The 13,329-nt window shown below is 69.5% G+C and carries 13 protein-coding genes and 1 tRNA gene; 9 read left to right on the top strand and 5 right to left on the bottom strand.

Annotated elements, in window-relative coordinates:
• Window positions 1–58 precede the first annotated feature (58 nt).
• The 6 genes from LRS10_RS24575 (at window position 59) to LRS10_RS18455 (ending at window position 6,790) form a co-directional block, all read left to right on the top strand.
• Entirely contained in the window at window positions 59–745 is a 687-nt protein-coding gene (locus tag LRS10_RS24575; RefSeq protein ID WP_308237982.1) for a hypothetical protein, read from the top strand.
• Between the two features lie 249 nt (window positions 746–994).
• Window positions 995–3,238 (top strand): family 16 glycosylhydrolase, encoded by a 2,244-nt coding sequence (locus LRS10_RS18435; RefSeq protein ID WP_257838515.1) that lies wholly within the window; start codon window positions 995–997, stop codon window positions 3,236–3,238.
• Window positions 3,239–3,459: 221 nt separating this feature from the next.
• A complete protein-coding gene (locus tag LRS10_RS18440; RefSeq protein ID WP_308238026.1) occupies window positions 3,460–4,848 on the top strand; it encodes a circularly permuted type 2 ATP-grasp protein in 1,389 nt (462 codons plus the stop codon).
• A complete protein-coding gene (locus LRS10_RS18445) occupies window positions 4,845–5,288 on the top strand; it encodes an alpha-E domain-containing protein (RefSeq protein ID WP_257838516.1) in 444 nt (147 codons plus the stop codon). The genes LRS10_RS18440 and LRS10_RS18445 overlap by 4 nt, the downstream gene beginning before the upstream one ends.
• Complete coding sequence (locus LRS10_RS18450; RefSeq protein WP_257839203.1) at window positions 5,252–5,788, top strand: alpha-E domain-containing protein; 537 nt, start codon at window positions 5,252–5,254, stop codon at window positions 5,786–5,788. Before LRS10_RS18445 ends, LRS10_RS18450 begins: the two co-directional genes overlap by 37 nt.
• A gap of 12 nt (window positions 5,789–5,800) precedes the next feature.
• Window positions 5,801–6,790 carry a transglutaminase family protein gene (locus LRS10_RS18455; RefSeq protein ID WP_257838517.1) on the top strand — a complete coding sequence of 330 codons (990 nt, stop codon included), beginning with the start codon at window positions 5,801–5,803 and terminating at the stop codon, window positions 6,788–6,790.
• 130 nt (window positions 6,791–6,920) lie between these two features.
• Here LRS10_RS18455 and LRS10_RS18460 read toward each other — a convergent pair whose 3' ends face one another.
• Window positions 6,921–8,111, bottom strand: a complete 1,191-nt coding sequence (locus tag LRS10_RS18460; protein ID WP_257838518.1) for an FAD-dependent oxidoreductase — start codon at window positions 8,109–8,111, stop codon at window positions 6,921–6,923.
• 126 nt (window positions 8,112–8,237) lie between these two features.
• On the opposite strand from LRS10_RS18460, the gene LRS10_RS18465 reads away from it, so the two are divergent.
• A tRNA-Lys gene (locus LRS10_RS18465) sits at window positions 8,238–8,312 on the top strand.
• Window positions 8,313–8,342: 30 nt separating this feature from the next.
• Here LRS10_RS18465 and LRS10_RS18470 read toward each other — a convergent pair.
• Complete coding sequence (locus LRS10_RS18470) at window positions 8,343–8,999, bottom strand: trans-aconitate 2-methyltransferase (protein WP_257838519.1); 657 nt, start codon at window positions 8,997–8,999, stop codon at window positions 8,343–8,345.
• A gap of 51 nt (window positions 9,000–9,050) precedes the next feature.
• Here LRS10_RS18470 and LRS10_RS18475 point away from each other — a divergent pair, with 51 nt between their 5' ends.
• Window positions 9,051–9,737, top strand: a complete 687-nt coding sequence (locus tag LRS10_RS18475) for a hypothetical protein (RefSeq protein ID WP_257838520.1) — start codon at window positions 9,051–9,053, stop codon at window positions 9,735–9,737.
• Here LRS10_RS18475 and tgt read toward each other — a convergent pair.
• Together tgt and queA are read right to left on the bottom strand one after the other, a co-directional pair.
• The gene (gene tgt / locus LRS10_RS18480) at window positions 9,658–10,788 is read right to left on the bottom strand and encodes a tRNA guanosine(34) transglycosylase Tgt (protein WP_257838521.1); all 1,131 of its coding nucleotides are present in this window, start codon (window positions 10,786–10,788) and stop codon (window positions 9,658–9,660) included. The genes LRS10_RS18475 and tgt overlap by 80 nt on opposite strands.
• A complete protein-coding gene (gene queA, locus LRS10_RS18485) occupies window positions 10,788–11,861 on the bottom strand; it encodes a tRNA preQ1(34) S-adenosylmethionine ribosyltransferase-isomerase QueA (protein ID WP_257838522.1) in 1,074 nt (357 codons plus the stop codon). Before queA ends, tgt begins: the two co-directional genes overlap by 1 nt.
• A 65-nt stretch (window positions 11,862–11,926) precedes the next feature.
• Here queA and LRS10_RS18490 point away from each other — a divergent pair, with 65 nt between their 5' ends.
• Window positions 11,927–12,901 (top strand): endonuclease/exonuclease/phosphatase family protein, encoded by a 975-nt coding sequence (locus LRS10_RS18490; RefSeq protein ID WP_257838523.1) that lies wholly within the window; start codon window positions 11,927–11,929, stop codon window positions 12,899–12,901.
• On the opposite strand, the gene LRS10_RS18495 is transcribed toward LRS10_RS18490, so the two are convergent.
• Window positions 12,870–13,325, bottom strand: coding sequence for a hypothetical protein (locus tag LRS10_RS18495; protein WP_257838524.1), 456 nt, complete (start codon window positions 13,323–13,325; stop codon window positions 12,870–12,872). The two genes, LRS10_RS18490 and LRS10_RS18495, sit on opposite strands and share 32 nt — an antisense overlap.
• Window positions 13,326–13,329: the final 4 nt, after the last annotated feature.

Here is a 13,329-nt window from a genome sequence, read left to right on the forward strand (position 1 = left end):
CGAGCTTCACCAGTTCGCCGGCCTGGATCCGATAGGTGGGCGTCAGGCTCGCATCGGCATGGTCGACGATGACCTCGCGAGGCTGCGGGATGGCGTCTGGATAGCCGCGCCCCTGCAGCAGCGCGATGACCCGTCCCTCGGCCCCTACGACAACGGCTGCGCGGCCGGGATCGCCGGGCTTGAGCTCCATCGCGCTCCGCGCGGCGCGCTCGGTCTCCGGGTCGGGCGCAGCGCCCTGCCATTGGATCGCCGCCTCCCCGAGCCGGAACCGTGGGCCTGGCGTGATGCGGACCAGCGGCGTCGGCGGGTCAGCCTCGCTGACGTCGGGCTCGACGCCATAGGCGTAGTAGCCTTCCGATCGCAGGACCGCGATGGCGTCCTCGGCGGCGGCGCGCGCGCGGCGGCGCGCCTCGAAACGCGTCTCGATCCTGTCGTCCGTGTTGCCGATCGCGCGCTGGATTGCGGCGCGCAGATCGCCGTCCAGCTCGCCCTCGACAACGGCGCGCGGTTCGGCGGCGAAAGCCACGCCATGAACGCACAAGGCCGCCGTAGCGGCAAAGGCGTGGAGCAATCGACCCAAAGCTCAGAATCCCAGCGAGCCCCCCAAGCCGGTGTAGCTGTGCGGTGCCGCGCTGTCACGTGGCGCGACGATCGGAAAACGGGAAGAGGTTCGAAGTTCTCGCTTGCGGCGATTTGCTGCGGCGACGGCGACACGCCGAACATCGAGAATGTCCGTCGTAAGTAAACAAGCTCGGCCGTTGAGATGTATTTGGCCGCTGAATTACGGCCAGAATGCGACGTCACTTGCGGCGTGCGACGCGCCGCCACAGCCTAATCATGTCTTCGAGAATAACTTTGAAGCTTCACAACAGTATAGTGTTGCGACCGCCGAACGACGCATCTAAGGCGCAATTCGTCGCGGGGGCACGCCGTGCGGTCTGCTGACCGCCCGCCGGATCACCATCAACCCACATCGAGCGTCGGAGTTCCTTCGATGGGCTATCGCAACGCGTCGGGCGTCATGCTGCCTGACACGAACCAGTATGGCGTGCGCTACGTAAAGGGCACGTGGGCCAGTGAGACGTTGTGGGGTTCGGACGGGCCGGATGAGTTCGAGGGCGGCGGCGGCCGCGACACCTTGGTCGGCGGCGGCGGCGACGACTTCTATTGGGTTCGCGACACCCGCGACGTGGTGCGGGAGAACGCCGGCGGCGGCGTCGACACCGTCAAGATCTGGTCCTCCTACACCCTGCCCGCCCACGTCGAGAACCTGATCGTGTTCGGGGGCGGCAGCTACGCCGCCGGCAACGACCAGAACAACATCATCCAAGGCCTCGACGGCGACCAGTTCATCTACGGCGGCCGCGGCGAGGACGTGCTGCTCGGCGGCGGCGGGTCCGACACCTTCATCGTCTACCGGGGCGAGGGCAACAAGGTGATCCAGGACTTCCAGTCCTGGTCCGACAAAGTTCGCCTGGTAGGCGGCGACCTCTACACCTTCGACCAGGTGAAGGCCGCCATGACCCAGGTCGGATCCGATGTCGTGCTGAACGACGGCGGCACACAGATCATCTTCCGCAACGCCACCATCGGACAGTTCACCGCGCGCGATTTCCAGCTGCCGCTGAACTATGGGGCGCTGGGCTCCCAGACCTTCGTCGACAACTTCGACAGCCTTCAGCTCGGCTCGGTCTGGAAGACCAACTTCGGCTATGCGGGCGACGGCCTGAACAGCTTCACCCTGCCCCGCAACGGCGAACTGCAGGTGTACGTGTCGCCCGACTTCAAGGGCACGACCGGCGCCGCGCTCGGGCTCAATCCCTACAGCGTCAGCAACGGCGTGCTGACGATCACCGCCCAGCCGGCCGGGTGGCAGTCGCAGAACATGTGGGGGTATCAGTACACCTCCGGGATGCTGGATTCCCACCACACCCAGACCTACGGCTACTTCGAGATGCGGGCCGAGCTGCCGGACGGCCAGGGCCTGTGGCCGGCGTTCTGGCTGCTGGGCGAGAACAACAACGAGATCGACATCCTCGAAGGTCTCGGGTCCGACACCAGCGTGCCGCACACGGCCATTCACTCGAATTCGGTGCCGGCGCTCGGCCTGCAGAACTACATCCCGAACAGCGCCGGCTTCCACACCTATGGCGCGCTCTGGAGCCCGTCCGAGATCATCTTCTACGTCGACGGTTCCGAGATCTGGCGGACCGCGACGCCTTCCGACATGACCAAGCCGATGCACATGATCGTCAACCTGGCGGTCGGCGGGCATTGGCCGGGCTCGCCCGACGCGACGACGCCGTGGCCGGCGCAGCTGAAGGTCGATTACGTCAAGGCCTGGAACCTGCCTGGGGTCGGCGCGGCGCCGACACCTTCGCCGACGCCGCCTCCGGCTCCGCCGCCGCCGCCGACCTCCGGGTCGGGCGTGGCGCTGACGTCGCAAGCGTTCGGCGACGTGCTGAAGGGCGGTGCGGGCGCCGATACCCTGACGGCCGGCAACGGCGGCGAACAGATGACGGGCGGCGCCGGCGCGGACGTCTTCGTCTTCGGCCGCGTTCCGTGGTCGCCCACGGTGATCAAGGACTTCCAGATCGGAACCGACAAGCTGGACATCGCCGCCCTTCTGAAGGGAGCCCCCGCGGCCGAGCGCGTGGTGCTGATGGATGACGGCGCGGGCGGCACCAAGGTCGTGATCGATCCCGATGGCCCCGGCGGCGCCTGGCCGGACTACGTCGCGCAGCTGCAGGGCGTCCGGGTCACGAGTGTCGCCGACCTGGGCGCTGGCGGCTCGACCGCGCCGGCTCCGACGACGCCTCCGCCGCCCGCCGGCGGTTCGCCGGGCGTTACGCTGACCTCGGCGTTTCCCGGAGACACCCTCCGTGGCGGTTCGGGCGCCGACACGCTGAACGCCAGCCGAGGCTCCGACACTCTGACCGGCGGCGACGGAGCGGATCGCTTTGTCTTCGCCCAGACGCCCTGGAGCCCGGCCACGATCACCGACTTCAAGGACGGCGACGTGCTCGACCTGCGGGGCATGTTCAAGGCGGGAGGCGCCTGGAGCGCCGACCCGGTCGCCGAGGGATACCTCAAGCTGCTGAGCGACGGCGCCGGGGGCGCCAAGGTGATCTACGACAGCGACGGGCACGGCCACGCCGACCCGTGGGGAACCTACTTCCTCCACCTGCCCGGCGTCCCGCCGTCCAGTCTCGACGGCGCGGACTGGGTCATCCGGTAGAGGCTGCGGGCCTGCCCAAATGTTGGGCAGGCCCGTACCGGCTCGTCCGAAGCGGCAGAATTCGGCTCCGCACCTTCCTGCGAGCCCGTAACCGTCCTAGAGGTTGAGCCTCGAGTGGATCGGAGCGCGTGGTAGCCGACGTGGGGGAACTGAGCAGGGTCAAGGCCGAGGCCTCCGTCGCGGACCGCCCCTACGACGAGGCGCGGGGCGCAGACGGGCACGTGCGCCCGCACTACGCCGCCCTGCAGGCGCGTCTCGCCACGCTGTCGCCCGACGAGCTGGCGGAGCGGCAGAAGACCCAGGAGCGCTTCTTCCTGCTCCAGGGGATCACCTTCACGGTCTACGGCGCCGAAAGCTCCACCGAACGGATCATCCCGACCGACATCCTGCCCCGGATCATTCCGGCGTCGGAATGGGCCAAGGTGGAGAGCGGGCTGATCCAGCGGCTGCAGGCCCTGAACATGTTCCTGGCCGACATCTACTCGGAACAGCAGATCCTGATGGACGGCGTCGTGCCGCGGGAGCTGGTGCTGACCGCGCCCTCCTACCGGCGCGAGATGCAGAACCTGTACGTGCCGCACAAGGCCTACGCCAACGTCTGCGGCTCGGACCTCATCCGCCAGCCCGACGGCGCCTTCGCCGTTCTGGAGGACAATCTCCGCGTTCCGTCCGGCGTCTCCTACATGCTGGCCAACCGCGAGGCGTCCAAGCGCGTGTTTCCCGGCACGTTCCGCGGCGCCGGCGTTCGCTCGGTTGACCGCTATCCCGACATGCTGCTGCAGACGCTGAAGAGCATGGCGGCGGACTGGCGGCCCAATCCGCAGGTCGTGGTCCTGACGCCCGGCGTCTACAATTCCGCCTATTACGAGCACGCCTACCTGGCCCGGCTGATGGGCGCGCCGTTGGTCGAGGGTCGCGACCTCGTCGTGCACGACAACTACGTCTACATGCGCACCACCACGGGCCTGCGCCGGGTGGACGTGATCTACCGCCGCGTCGACGACGACTTCATCGACCCCCTCACCTTCCGGCGGGATTCGGCCCTGGGCGCGGCCGGCCTGTTCAACGCCTACCGGGCCGGCAACGTCGTGATCTGCAACGCGCCCGGCACCGGGGTCGCCGACGACAAGGCCGTCTATGCCTACGTCCCCGACATCATCCGCTACTACCTCGGCGAAGAGCCGATCCTCCCGAACATCGAAACCTACCTGTGCCGCGAGCCCGCCCAGCTCAGCCACGTGCTGGCGAACCTCGACAAGCTGGTGGTCAAGGCGGTGGGCGCATCCGGCGGCTATGGAATGCTGGTGGGTCCGCACTCGACCAAGGCCCAACAGGCGGAGTTCGCCGAGGCGTTGAAGGCCGATCCGGAAAACTACATCGCCCAGCCCACCATCCAGCTCTCCACCGCGCCCTGCCTGATCGACCACGCCGTCGAGCCGCGGCACGTCGACCTGAGGCCCTTCATCCTGTGCGGCGAGAAGATCGTGGTCACGCCAGGCGCCTTGACCCGCGTGGCGCTCAAGAAGGGCTCGCTCGTGGTGAACTCGAGCCAGGGGGGCGGCTCCAAGGACACCTGGGTGCTGACCGAGCCGAAGGAACCGCGCGCATGATGCTCGCACGGGTGGCGGACAGCCTCTACTGGATCGGCCGGTACGTCGAGCGCGCGGAACACATGTGCCGCCTCGCCGACGTGATGCTGACGGCGACGCTCGATCGCTCGGACGCCGCCACCCAGGTGGCGCGGATCGCGCTCGCCGCGGTGGGCGACCTCGACGGCGAGAAGGCGAAGGATCCCTACGCCGCGGCCAAGGCGCTGGTCTTCGACCGCGAGGACGCCGGCTCGATCGTATCCTCCATCAGCCGGGCGCGGGAGAACGCCCGCCAGGTCCGCGACCAGATCACCACCGAGACCTGGGAGCGGCTGAACCTCATCTATCTGCGCACCACGGGCGCGGCGCTGAGACGGCCTACGCCGACGGTTCCCAGGCCTATCTCCACGACATCATCGCCGACCTGCATCTCTTCAAGGGCGCCGCCGACGCCACCATGAGCCATGGCGAAGGCTGGCGCTTCCTGCTGCTGGGCGTCTACCTGGAACGGGCTCAGCTGATCGGCTCCCTGCTGGAGGTCTGCTTCGGCGATGGCCGCAAGAGAGCGATCAGCGACCACTTCGCCCTCACCAACGTTCTGCGCATGAGCTGCGCGCTGGAGCCCTATCTGCGCGCCTACACCGCGGAGATGCAGCCCCGCTACATCCTGCAGTTCCTGATGCTGGACGAGGACTTCCCACGGTCCATGCGCTTCTGCACGGCGCAGATGGAATCGCACCTCCGGGCGATCAGCCGCCGGGCCGCCATGTCGGCGGCCGCCGGTCCGGAGCGCATCGCGGGTCGCCTGGCCGCGCGGCTCCAGTACGCCGACCTCGACGAACTGGAGGCGCAGGGGCCCAGCGCCTTCCTTTCCACGGTGCTCGACGAGTGCGCCGCCATCCACCGCGCCGCCTATGAGACCTTCGTCGCCTATCCGCTCGAAGAGCGGCTACCGGCCTAAGGGGGATTTCCGATGTTGCTCGAGATCCGCCACGTCACCCAGTACCAGTACGCCGCTCCGGTGCGGGAAAGCGTGATGGAGCTGTGGATGCAGCCCCAGAAGAGCGCCCGTCAGCGACTGGTCAGCTTCGACCTCGAGCTGGATCCGCCCGCCCAGCTGTTCTCCTACGCGGACAGCTTCGGCAACGCGGTCTACCACTTCGACGTGCCCCAGCCGCACGATCGGCTGACGATCACCGCCCGCTCGGCGGTGGAGACGTCTGCGCCGACCGGCCTCCCCGAGGCGCTGGACATGGGCGAGTGGGATCGTCTGCGGTCAGACTTCGTCCTGGGCGAGCACTTCGACTACCTGCGGCCGCACGGCTTCGCCCGCGAAACCGATGCGCTCCGTGTGTTCGAGACCGAACATGAACTCGAACGACTGCGGATGCGCGACCCGCTCAGCGCCGTCCGCGAGCTCTCCAAGGTCATCTACGGCGCCTTCGGCTACGAGGCCGGCGTGACCCGGGCCGACTCGCCGATCGACGATGTGCTGAAGGCGCGCGCCGGGGTCTGCCAGGACTTCGCCCACGTCATGCTCGCGATCTGCCGCTCCTGGGGCGTCCCTGCGCGCTACGTGTCGGGCTATCTGTTCACCGACCGCAAGGGCGGCGACCGCTCGGACCCGGACGCGACCCATGCCTGGGTGGAGGTGTTCCTGCCCTCGACGCGCTGGATCGGCTTCGATCCGACCAACAACACCGAGGCGGGCGAGCGCCATATCGCCTGCGCCGTCGGGCGGGACTATTCCGACGTGCCGCCGTCGCGGGGCGTCTACAAGGGCGAGGCGGACAGCGAACTCTCCGTCGGCGTCTCCGTGCGCCGGGCCCGCGCGGCGATCAGCGAGCCGGAATTCATGCGCACCTCGCGACCGACCGCCCGGCCAGGGGGGCGACGGCCTTCCGGTTCGGCGCTGGCCGAGCAGCAGCGGCTACACCACATGCAGCAGCAACAGCAGCAGTAGCTCGCGGGAGGTCGCTGCGGCGGGAAAGCCGCCTTGCGGCAAGCTTTGACCCACCGTCCTTGATGGGGCCCGGAAGCGGGCGCGCCGGTGGGCCGTCGTAGCCCGCCGCAGCGCCTCCCAATCTAGGGATTCAGGCGGGCGCGCGGTAGGCCCGCGCGATCGCGGCCACCGCAGCCTCCGCTTCGGCCCGGTCCGGTGTCTCGTTGGCGTCGTCGTAGCCCCACGCCTCGTCCGATCCGGTTTGCTGGATCACCACGCCGTCGCGACGGCCCAGCATGCTGACGTTGTCGTAGATCAGGCCGTAGTTCACCTCCGGCTGCGGAATCAGCCACGCGATCTGCCCCCGCACCGGCACGACGGTCTCGTCCCGCCAGAGCGCCCGGGCGCCATAGCCGGTGCAGTTGATGACCACCTTCTGCTTCAGCCTGGCGAGGTCGGCCGGGGTCCGGAACTCCATGGTCTCGATCCTGCCGCCGGACATCAGGAACTCGGCCATCAGGACGCGGCTGAGCTCCGTGACGTTGAACATCGGCAGCGAGGTCCGGCGCACGACCGGCGCGGCGAAGGGGTAGCTCTCGGGCGGCAGCCGCTCGACAGGCGGCGTCAGATCGGCCACCCGGCCGCCGAGGTGCGCGAAGCCGATCGGATCGCTGCGCCGTCCGGGCGGCCCTTCCGCGACCATGTAGCGATCGATCCACTCGACCGGAGCGCCCGGCAGTCCGAGGTAGCTCGCGTAGGTCCGGAACGAGGCGCGGCTCATCCGCTCCCACAACGGGCCGAAGGTTGGGCCGATCGCATCGGCCTTGGCGATCCGGCTGTCCGGCGACCAGACGCCGGTGGCGCGCGAGGAGCGCACCTCGGGCGGCCGCTCCTTGGCATAGATGGTGACCCTCGCCCCGGCTCGTTGGGCGGTCAGGGCCGCCGTGAGGCCGAGCGCGCCGCAGCCGAGCACAGCCAGGTCCCGTTGCCCGGTGGAGAGCGCCTTCGGCACGACCTCCAGGGCCGAACCCCAGGACAGCGACCAGCCGCTGCCGCCGTGGCCATAGTTGTGGACCACCAGCTTGTCGCCCACCGTCTCGGCGTCCAGCCGTGGCCCGGCCGCCCGGAACGGCCGCAGACAGACGGTGATGTTCATGATCCGGCCAGGCCGGGCGTCCAGGGCCGCGAGCGGCGGCACGGGGCGGAATGGCGGCTTGGCGGGCGCCAGCGGCGCGGGCGGCGGCGCGGCGCTCGTCGCGCAACCGCCGAGGCCCATCAGTCCGAGACCTGCCGCGCCCCGCAGGAACCCGCGTCGATCGTTCTGAAGCGCCTCTTGAATCATCCGGTCTACCCCGCCCGCCATGCGGCCAGACTGCCGTTCCGCCGGGACGACGCAAATGCAAACCGCGACGGCTTGCGCCGGACCGGAGCGGCGCCTATGGTCCGCGCCGCTTCGCGACCCGCGTGCGGGCCGGTAGCTCAGTGGTAGAGCATTCGACTTTTAATCGAATGGTCCTGGGTTCGAATCCCAGCCGGCCTACCACCGCGAAGCTCTCCACGCCCTACGGCGCGGCTATTTCCGATAGAGTCCCCAGAAGGAGAAGTCGGCCACCGTCTGGCTGACAGCCGCCGCATCCAGGCGCCCGGCTTCGACCTCCGCGAACCGGTCGCCGATCAGCGCCCGCACGTCGACGCCGTCGTTCGCCCAGAACTTCTCCACCGTCGGCACGGCGCGGCCGAGGTTGTTGACCACCATGAAACGGCCGCCGGACTTCAGGGCCCGGTACAGCAGGTCGATGTCCGCGACAGGGCGAGCGCAGTGCTGCAGCACCCAAACCGAGATCGCGGCGTCGAGCTGGACGCCGGCCTTCACCATGGCGATCAGCAGCTCCGGGGAGATCACCGAGAACCGCGAGGACCGCAGATAGCCCGGCGCGAGCGCACGCATCTCCGGGCTCAGATCAACCCCGAGGACATGGCAGCCCGTTCGCTCGATCAGCTCCTTCGCCATTCGACCGATCCCGCAGCCGAAGTCGATGACGACGCTCTCGGGCGTCAGCTCGAGCCGTCCCGTGACGAGCTCGCCCAGATAGGGCGTCTCGCGCACCCCGCGCTCGTCGGTCGCGAGGCCGCCTTCGCGAGTGAGGATGATGTGGCGGGCGGCGGGCTCGTTGGCGACGCGGAAGCCGCGGGAACTGTAGGTCAACTCGGCCACGGCGAGCCTGGACACGGCCGCAGCCCTTGAGAAGCCGATCGCCTTACGAGCGCCCAAAGTCGCGATATGGTCGCGCTCGACATGCGCCGAACCGCCCTCGCTCCGATCCTCGCCGCCGCCGGCCTCCTTCAGGCCACCGCCGCTGCCGCCCAGCCGCCGCCGGGCCCGGTCGACGCCCCCGGTCGGGTGAAGACCGCCGACGAGCTGAAGCGTGAGAGCGTGCAAGGCGCGGCCACCGCGCCGCTCCGCGATCTGAACGTCGTCCGCGCGAAGATCCCGCGCGTGCTTCTGGAGGCCATGGCGGACCCCTACGCCCGACCGCCCAAGGGCTACACCTGCCGCACCTTGATCCCGATGGTGCAGGCGCTGGACGACGCGCTCGGGCCGGATCTCGACCGCATCGCCGTTGAGGAGCAGGACGTCATGGAGCGCAGCCGCGAGACGGCGCTGGGAGCCGCCGCCGACCTGGCGTCGGACGCCATTCCGTTCCGCGGCTGGGTCCGGAAGCTGACCGGGGCCGAGCGGCACGACCGCCTGGTGCGCGACGCCATCTTCTCGGGCGGAGTTCGCCGGGCCTATCTGAAGGGTCTGGGTGAAGCCAAGGGCTGCAACCCGCCTGCGACGCCCAGCCACGAAAAGGCGGGCACGCCGCCGCCCGACCCGAACCGCCGCTTTATCCCGCGCTTCCCGACGAGGACCCCTGACGCGCCGCAAAATCCCGGCGGAACTGCTCCATCCGACCCTCCGCGATAGCCGCCCGCATCTGCGCCATCAGCGCCTGGAAGAAGGCGACGTTGTGCCAGGACAATAGCACCTGGCCGAGGATCTCGTTGGCGCGCACCAAATGGTGCAGATAGGCCTTGGAGTAGTCGCGGCTGGCCGACACCGGAATGGCGGCGTCCAGCGGGCTTTCGTCCTCGGCGAAGCGGGCGTTCTTCAGATTGATCGGCCCGTCCCAGGTCCACGCCTGGCCGTGACGGCCGGAGCGGGTGGGCAGAACGCAGTCGAACATGTCGACGCCGCGATAGACAGCTTCGACGATGTCGATCGGCTTGCCCACGCCCATGAGGTAACGCGGCCGCTCGACGGGCAACATGCCCGGCGCGAAGTCCAGCACCTCGCACATCGCCTGGTGGCCCTCGCCCACCGCCAGGCCGCCGATGGCGTAGCCGTCGAAGCCGATCTCGCGGAGCCGCTCGGCCGACTCACCTCGCAGGGCCTCGTCCGTGCCGCCCTGCTGGATGCCGAACAGCGCCTGGGCACCGCGTTCGCCGAACGCGTTCTTTGAACGCTGCCCCCACCGCGCCGAGCGGCGCATCGCTTCGGCCGCCTTTTCCGGCGTCGCCGGCAGGGCGACCAGCTCGTCCAGCTGCATGACGATGTCGGACCCGAGCAGGTCGGCCTGGATCTCGATGGAGCGCTCGGGGCTCAGCACATGGCGGCTGCCGTCCAGGTGGCTCTGGAAGGTGACGCTATCCTCGGTCACCTTGGAAATCTGCGACAGCGACATGACCTGGAAGCCGCCCGAGTCGGTCAGGATCGGCTTCTCCCAGCGCATGAACCTGTGCAGGCCGCCCAGACGGCGCACCCGCTCGGCCGTGGGCCGGAGCATCAGGTGGTAGGTGTTGCCCAGCAGGATGTCGGCGCCGGTTGCGGCCACCTGCTCCACCGTCATCGCCTTGACCGTGCCGGCGGTGCCGACCGGCATGAAGGCGGGCGTGCGGATCTCGCCGCGCGGGGTGGCCAGCACGCCGGTCCGGGCCTTGCCGTCGGTGGCGGCGATCGTGAACGGGAACGCGGCCATCAGGCCCTCCAGAGCAGCGAGCTGTCGCCGTACGAGTAGAAGCGGTAGCCCGTCTCGATCGCGTGCCGGTAGGCCTCGCGCATGGTTTCCATCCCGGCGAAGGCCGACACCAGCATGAACAGCGTCGACCTCGGCAGGTGGAAGTTGGTCATCAGCCCGTCGGCGGCCCGGAAGCGGTAGCCTGGGGTGATGAAGATCGCCGTCTCGTCGCGAAACGGCCGGATCGCCCCGTCCTCGTCGGCCGCGCTCTCCAGCAGGCGCAGCGAGGTCGTGCCGACGCAGACGATGCGTCCCCCGGCGGCGCGGACCGCGTTCAGCCGCTCGGCCGTCGCTCCGTCCACCTCGCCCCACTCCGCATGCATGCGATGCTCGGAGACCTCCTCGGTCTTGACGGGCAGAAAGGTGCCGGCGCCGACGTGCAGGGTGACCTTCTCGACGCCGATGCCGGCCGCGGCCAGGCGGGCGAACAGATCGGGCGTGAAGTGCAGGCCGGCGGTGGGCGCCGCGACCGAGCCATCCTCGTCGGCATAGACGGTTTGGTAATCGGCGCGGTCCTGTTCGTCCTCGCCTCGCTTCGCGGCGATGTAGGGCGGCAACGGCATGGCCCCTCGCTCGGCGATGGCGGCGTCGAGCTCGGGTCCGGAAAGGTCAAAGGCCAGGGTCACCTCGCCCCCCTCGCCCTTGTCCTTCACCGTCGCGCCCAACGCGGCGGCGAGGCAGGCCCGGTCGTCCATCGCGCCGAAGCTGATCCGGTCGCCCGGCTGCAGGCGCTTGCCCGGCCGCATGAACGCGGTCCACACGCTCGGCGACTTTCGCTGATGCAGGGTCGCCTCGACGGCCGTCCGGTTCTCGTCCCGGATCCGGACGCCCTTCAGCCGCGCCGGGATGACGCGCGTGTCGTTGACGACCAGCACGTCGCCGGCCCGCAGCAGGGTCGGAAGGTCGCGTACGGTCAGGTCCTTCAGCTCCCGCCCCGGTTCGACCAGCAGCAGCCGCGCGGAATCCCTCGGATTCGCGGGGCGGAGCGCGATGCGTTCCTCAGGAAGGTCGAAGTCGAAATCGGCAAGACGCATGGGCCGCGTCCAAGGCCACGGGGCTGCAGGCGCGTCAAGCGCCCCGCCGTGCTAGCCACGTCCATATGCGCGCCCTGCGAGTCGTCCTGACGGTGCTTCTGGCCCCGCCGCTGTTCCTCGGCGGGGCCCTCTGCGCCGGCGCCGCGGCGGCGGCCCACATGGGTCGCGAGAGCCTGCGGTTCGACATCCTGACGCATTTCGCGCCGCTCTGGCTGGCCGGCGGCCTCCTGGCCCTGGCCGGCGGCCTCGCCTTCCGTGGCTATGTCCGGGCGCTGATCCTCGGCATGGGCGCCACGGCCGTGCTGTGCGCCGGCGCCCTGATGGTCCCGGAGTTCCTGCGCGACACGGGTCCGAAGGCGCCGACCGATGCGCCGGGCCAGCTGAAGCTGGTCCAGATGAACGTGTGGAGCCGCAACGCCGACCTTCAAAGCGCCCTCGACTGGGCCTTCTCCGAGGATCCGGACATCATCGTTCTGGAGGAGACCACGCCCGCCCTTCGCGAGCGCGTCGCCGCGCAGCCGGGCTGGCACGCGAGCTGCCCGACGTGCGAGGTGATGATCCTGTCGAAACGGGCCCCGCTGCAGACTGGGCAGGTCCGTTTGCGCGGCCCCCATCCGGGCCCTCTCACCCGCGCCATGTTCAGGGACGAACGGGGCGCCTTCGCGGTGATCGGCGTTCACTACGCGTGGCCCACCGACAGCTCGGACCAGCAGGCCCAGGAGGCGGGCTTGGCTCAGGTGATCGCGATGTCGCCACGCGAGCGCACCATCGTCGCAGGCGACTTCAACTCCACGCCCTGGAGCTTCTCCCGGCGTCGCTGGGATGCGGAGTTCGGCCTCATCCGCCGCGACCGGGCGCTCTTCTCGTGGCCGGCGCAGCAGTACAAGCGCCTGCGCTGGCTGGGCGCCTTCCCGTTCCTGCCGATCGACCACGTCTACGCAGGATCCGACTGGGCGACGGTGAAGGTCAAGCGCGGGCCGCGACTGGGCTCGGACCACTATCCCGTGGTCATGACCTTAGCGCCCGTTTCGCCGCGCTGAGCTGCCCCTGCAGACGGGCGCGGTCGGCGGAGCCCTTCGCCTCCAGCGCCTGACGCTTCCGTTCGAGGTCTTCCAGCGCCTGCGTGTGCGCCGCCTCGGCGGCGGCGAGACGCTTCTCGAGGTCGGCGACCTTCTTCAACGCCGCCTTCGAGGGTCCGGCGGGCTTCTTCGGCGCAGCCGCCTTCTTCGCCGGCTTCAGCTTGGCCAGTTCGCCGCGCGTGCCGGCGGGACGACGCAGCACTTCGCCAGGCTGCGCCGTGGCGGCCGCCCGCAGGTCGGCGTCATCGGTCTCGTGAGCGAAGCCGGTCTTGAACAGGTCCTGATGGCTGCCCCAGGCCGCCAGCGCCTTCGCCTTGGAACTGGTCGCGACGATGTAGTCGGTGAGACCGTCCGAGGTGACGAAGACCTTCAGCCGGGGCGCCATGCCG

It is taken from the genome of Phenylobacterium sp. J426 (assembly GCF_024699945.1).
GTDB lineage: Bacteria > Pseudomonadota > Alphaproteobacteria > Caulobacterales > Caulobacteraceae > Phenylobacterium.

What these genes read in the sequence shown, in the direction of transcription:
- LRS10_RS18475 (WP_257838520.1), top strand. Translation starts at nt 9,051, where the DNA reads ATGGTCGCGCTCGACATGCGCCGAACCGCCCTCGCTCCGATCCTCGCC.
- queA (WP_257838522.1), bottom strand. Translation starts at nt 11,861, where the DNA reads ATGCGTCTTGCCGATTTCGACTTCGACCTTCCTGAGGAACGCATCGCG.
- tgt (WP_257838521.1), bottom strand. Translation starts at nt 10,788, where the DNA reads ATGGCCGCGTTCCCGTTCACGATCGCCGCCACCGACGGCAAGGCCCGG.
- LRS10_RS18455 (WP_257838517.1), top strand. Translation starts at nt 5,801, where the DNA reads ATGTTGCTCGAGATCCGCCACGTCACCCAGTACCAGTACGCCGCTCCG.
- LRS10_RS18490 (WP_257838523.1), top strand. Translation starts at nt 11,927, where the DNA reads ATGCGCGCCCTGCGAGTCGTCCTGACGGTGCTTCTGGCCCCGCCGCTG.
- LRS10_RS18460 (WP_257838518.1), bottom strand. Translation starts at nt 8,111, where the DNA reads ATGATTCAAGAGGCGCTTCAGAACGATCGACGCGGGTTCCTGCGGGGC.
- LRS10_RS24575 (WP_308237982.1), top strand. Translation starts at nt 59, where the DNA reads ATGGTCGACGATGACCTCGCGAGGCTGCGGGATGGCGTCTGGATAGCC.
- LRS10_RS18435 (WP_257838515.1), top strand. Translation starts at nt 995, where the DNA reads ATGGGCTATCGCAACGCGTCGGGCGTCATGCTGCCTGACACGAACCAG.
- LRS10_RS18445 (WP_257838516.1), top strand. Translation starts at nt 4,845, where the DNA reads ATGATGCTCGCACGGGTGGCGGACAGCCTCTACTGGATCGGCCGGTAC.
- LRS10_RS18495 (WP_257838524.1), bottom strand. Translation starts at nt 13,325, where the DNA reads ATGGCGCCCCGGCTGAAGGTCTTCGTCACCTCGGACGGTCTCACCGAC.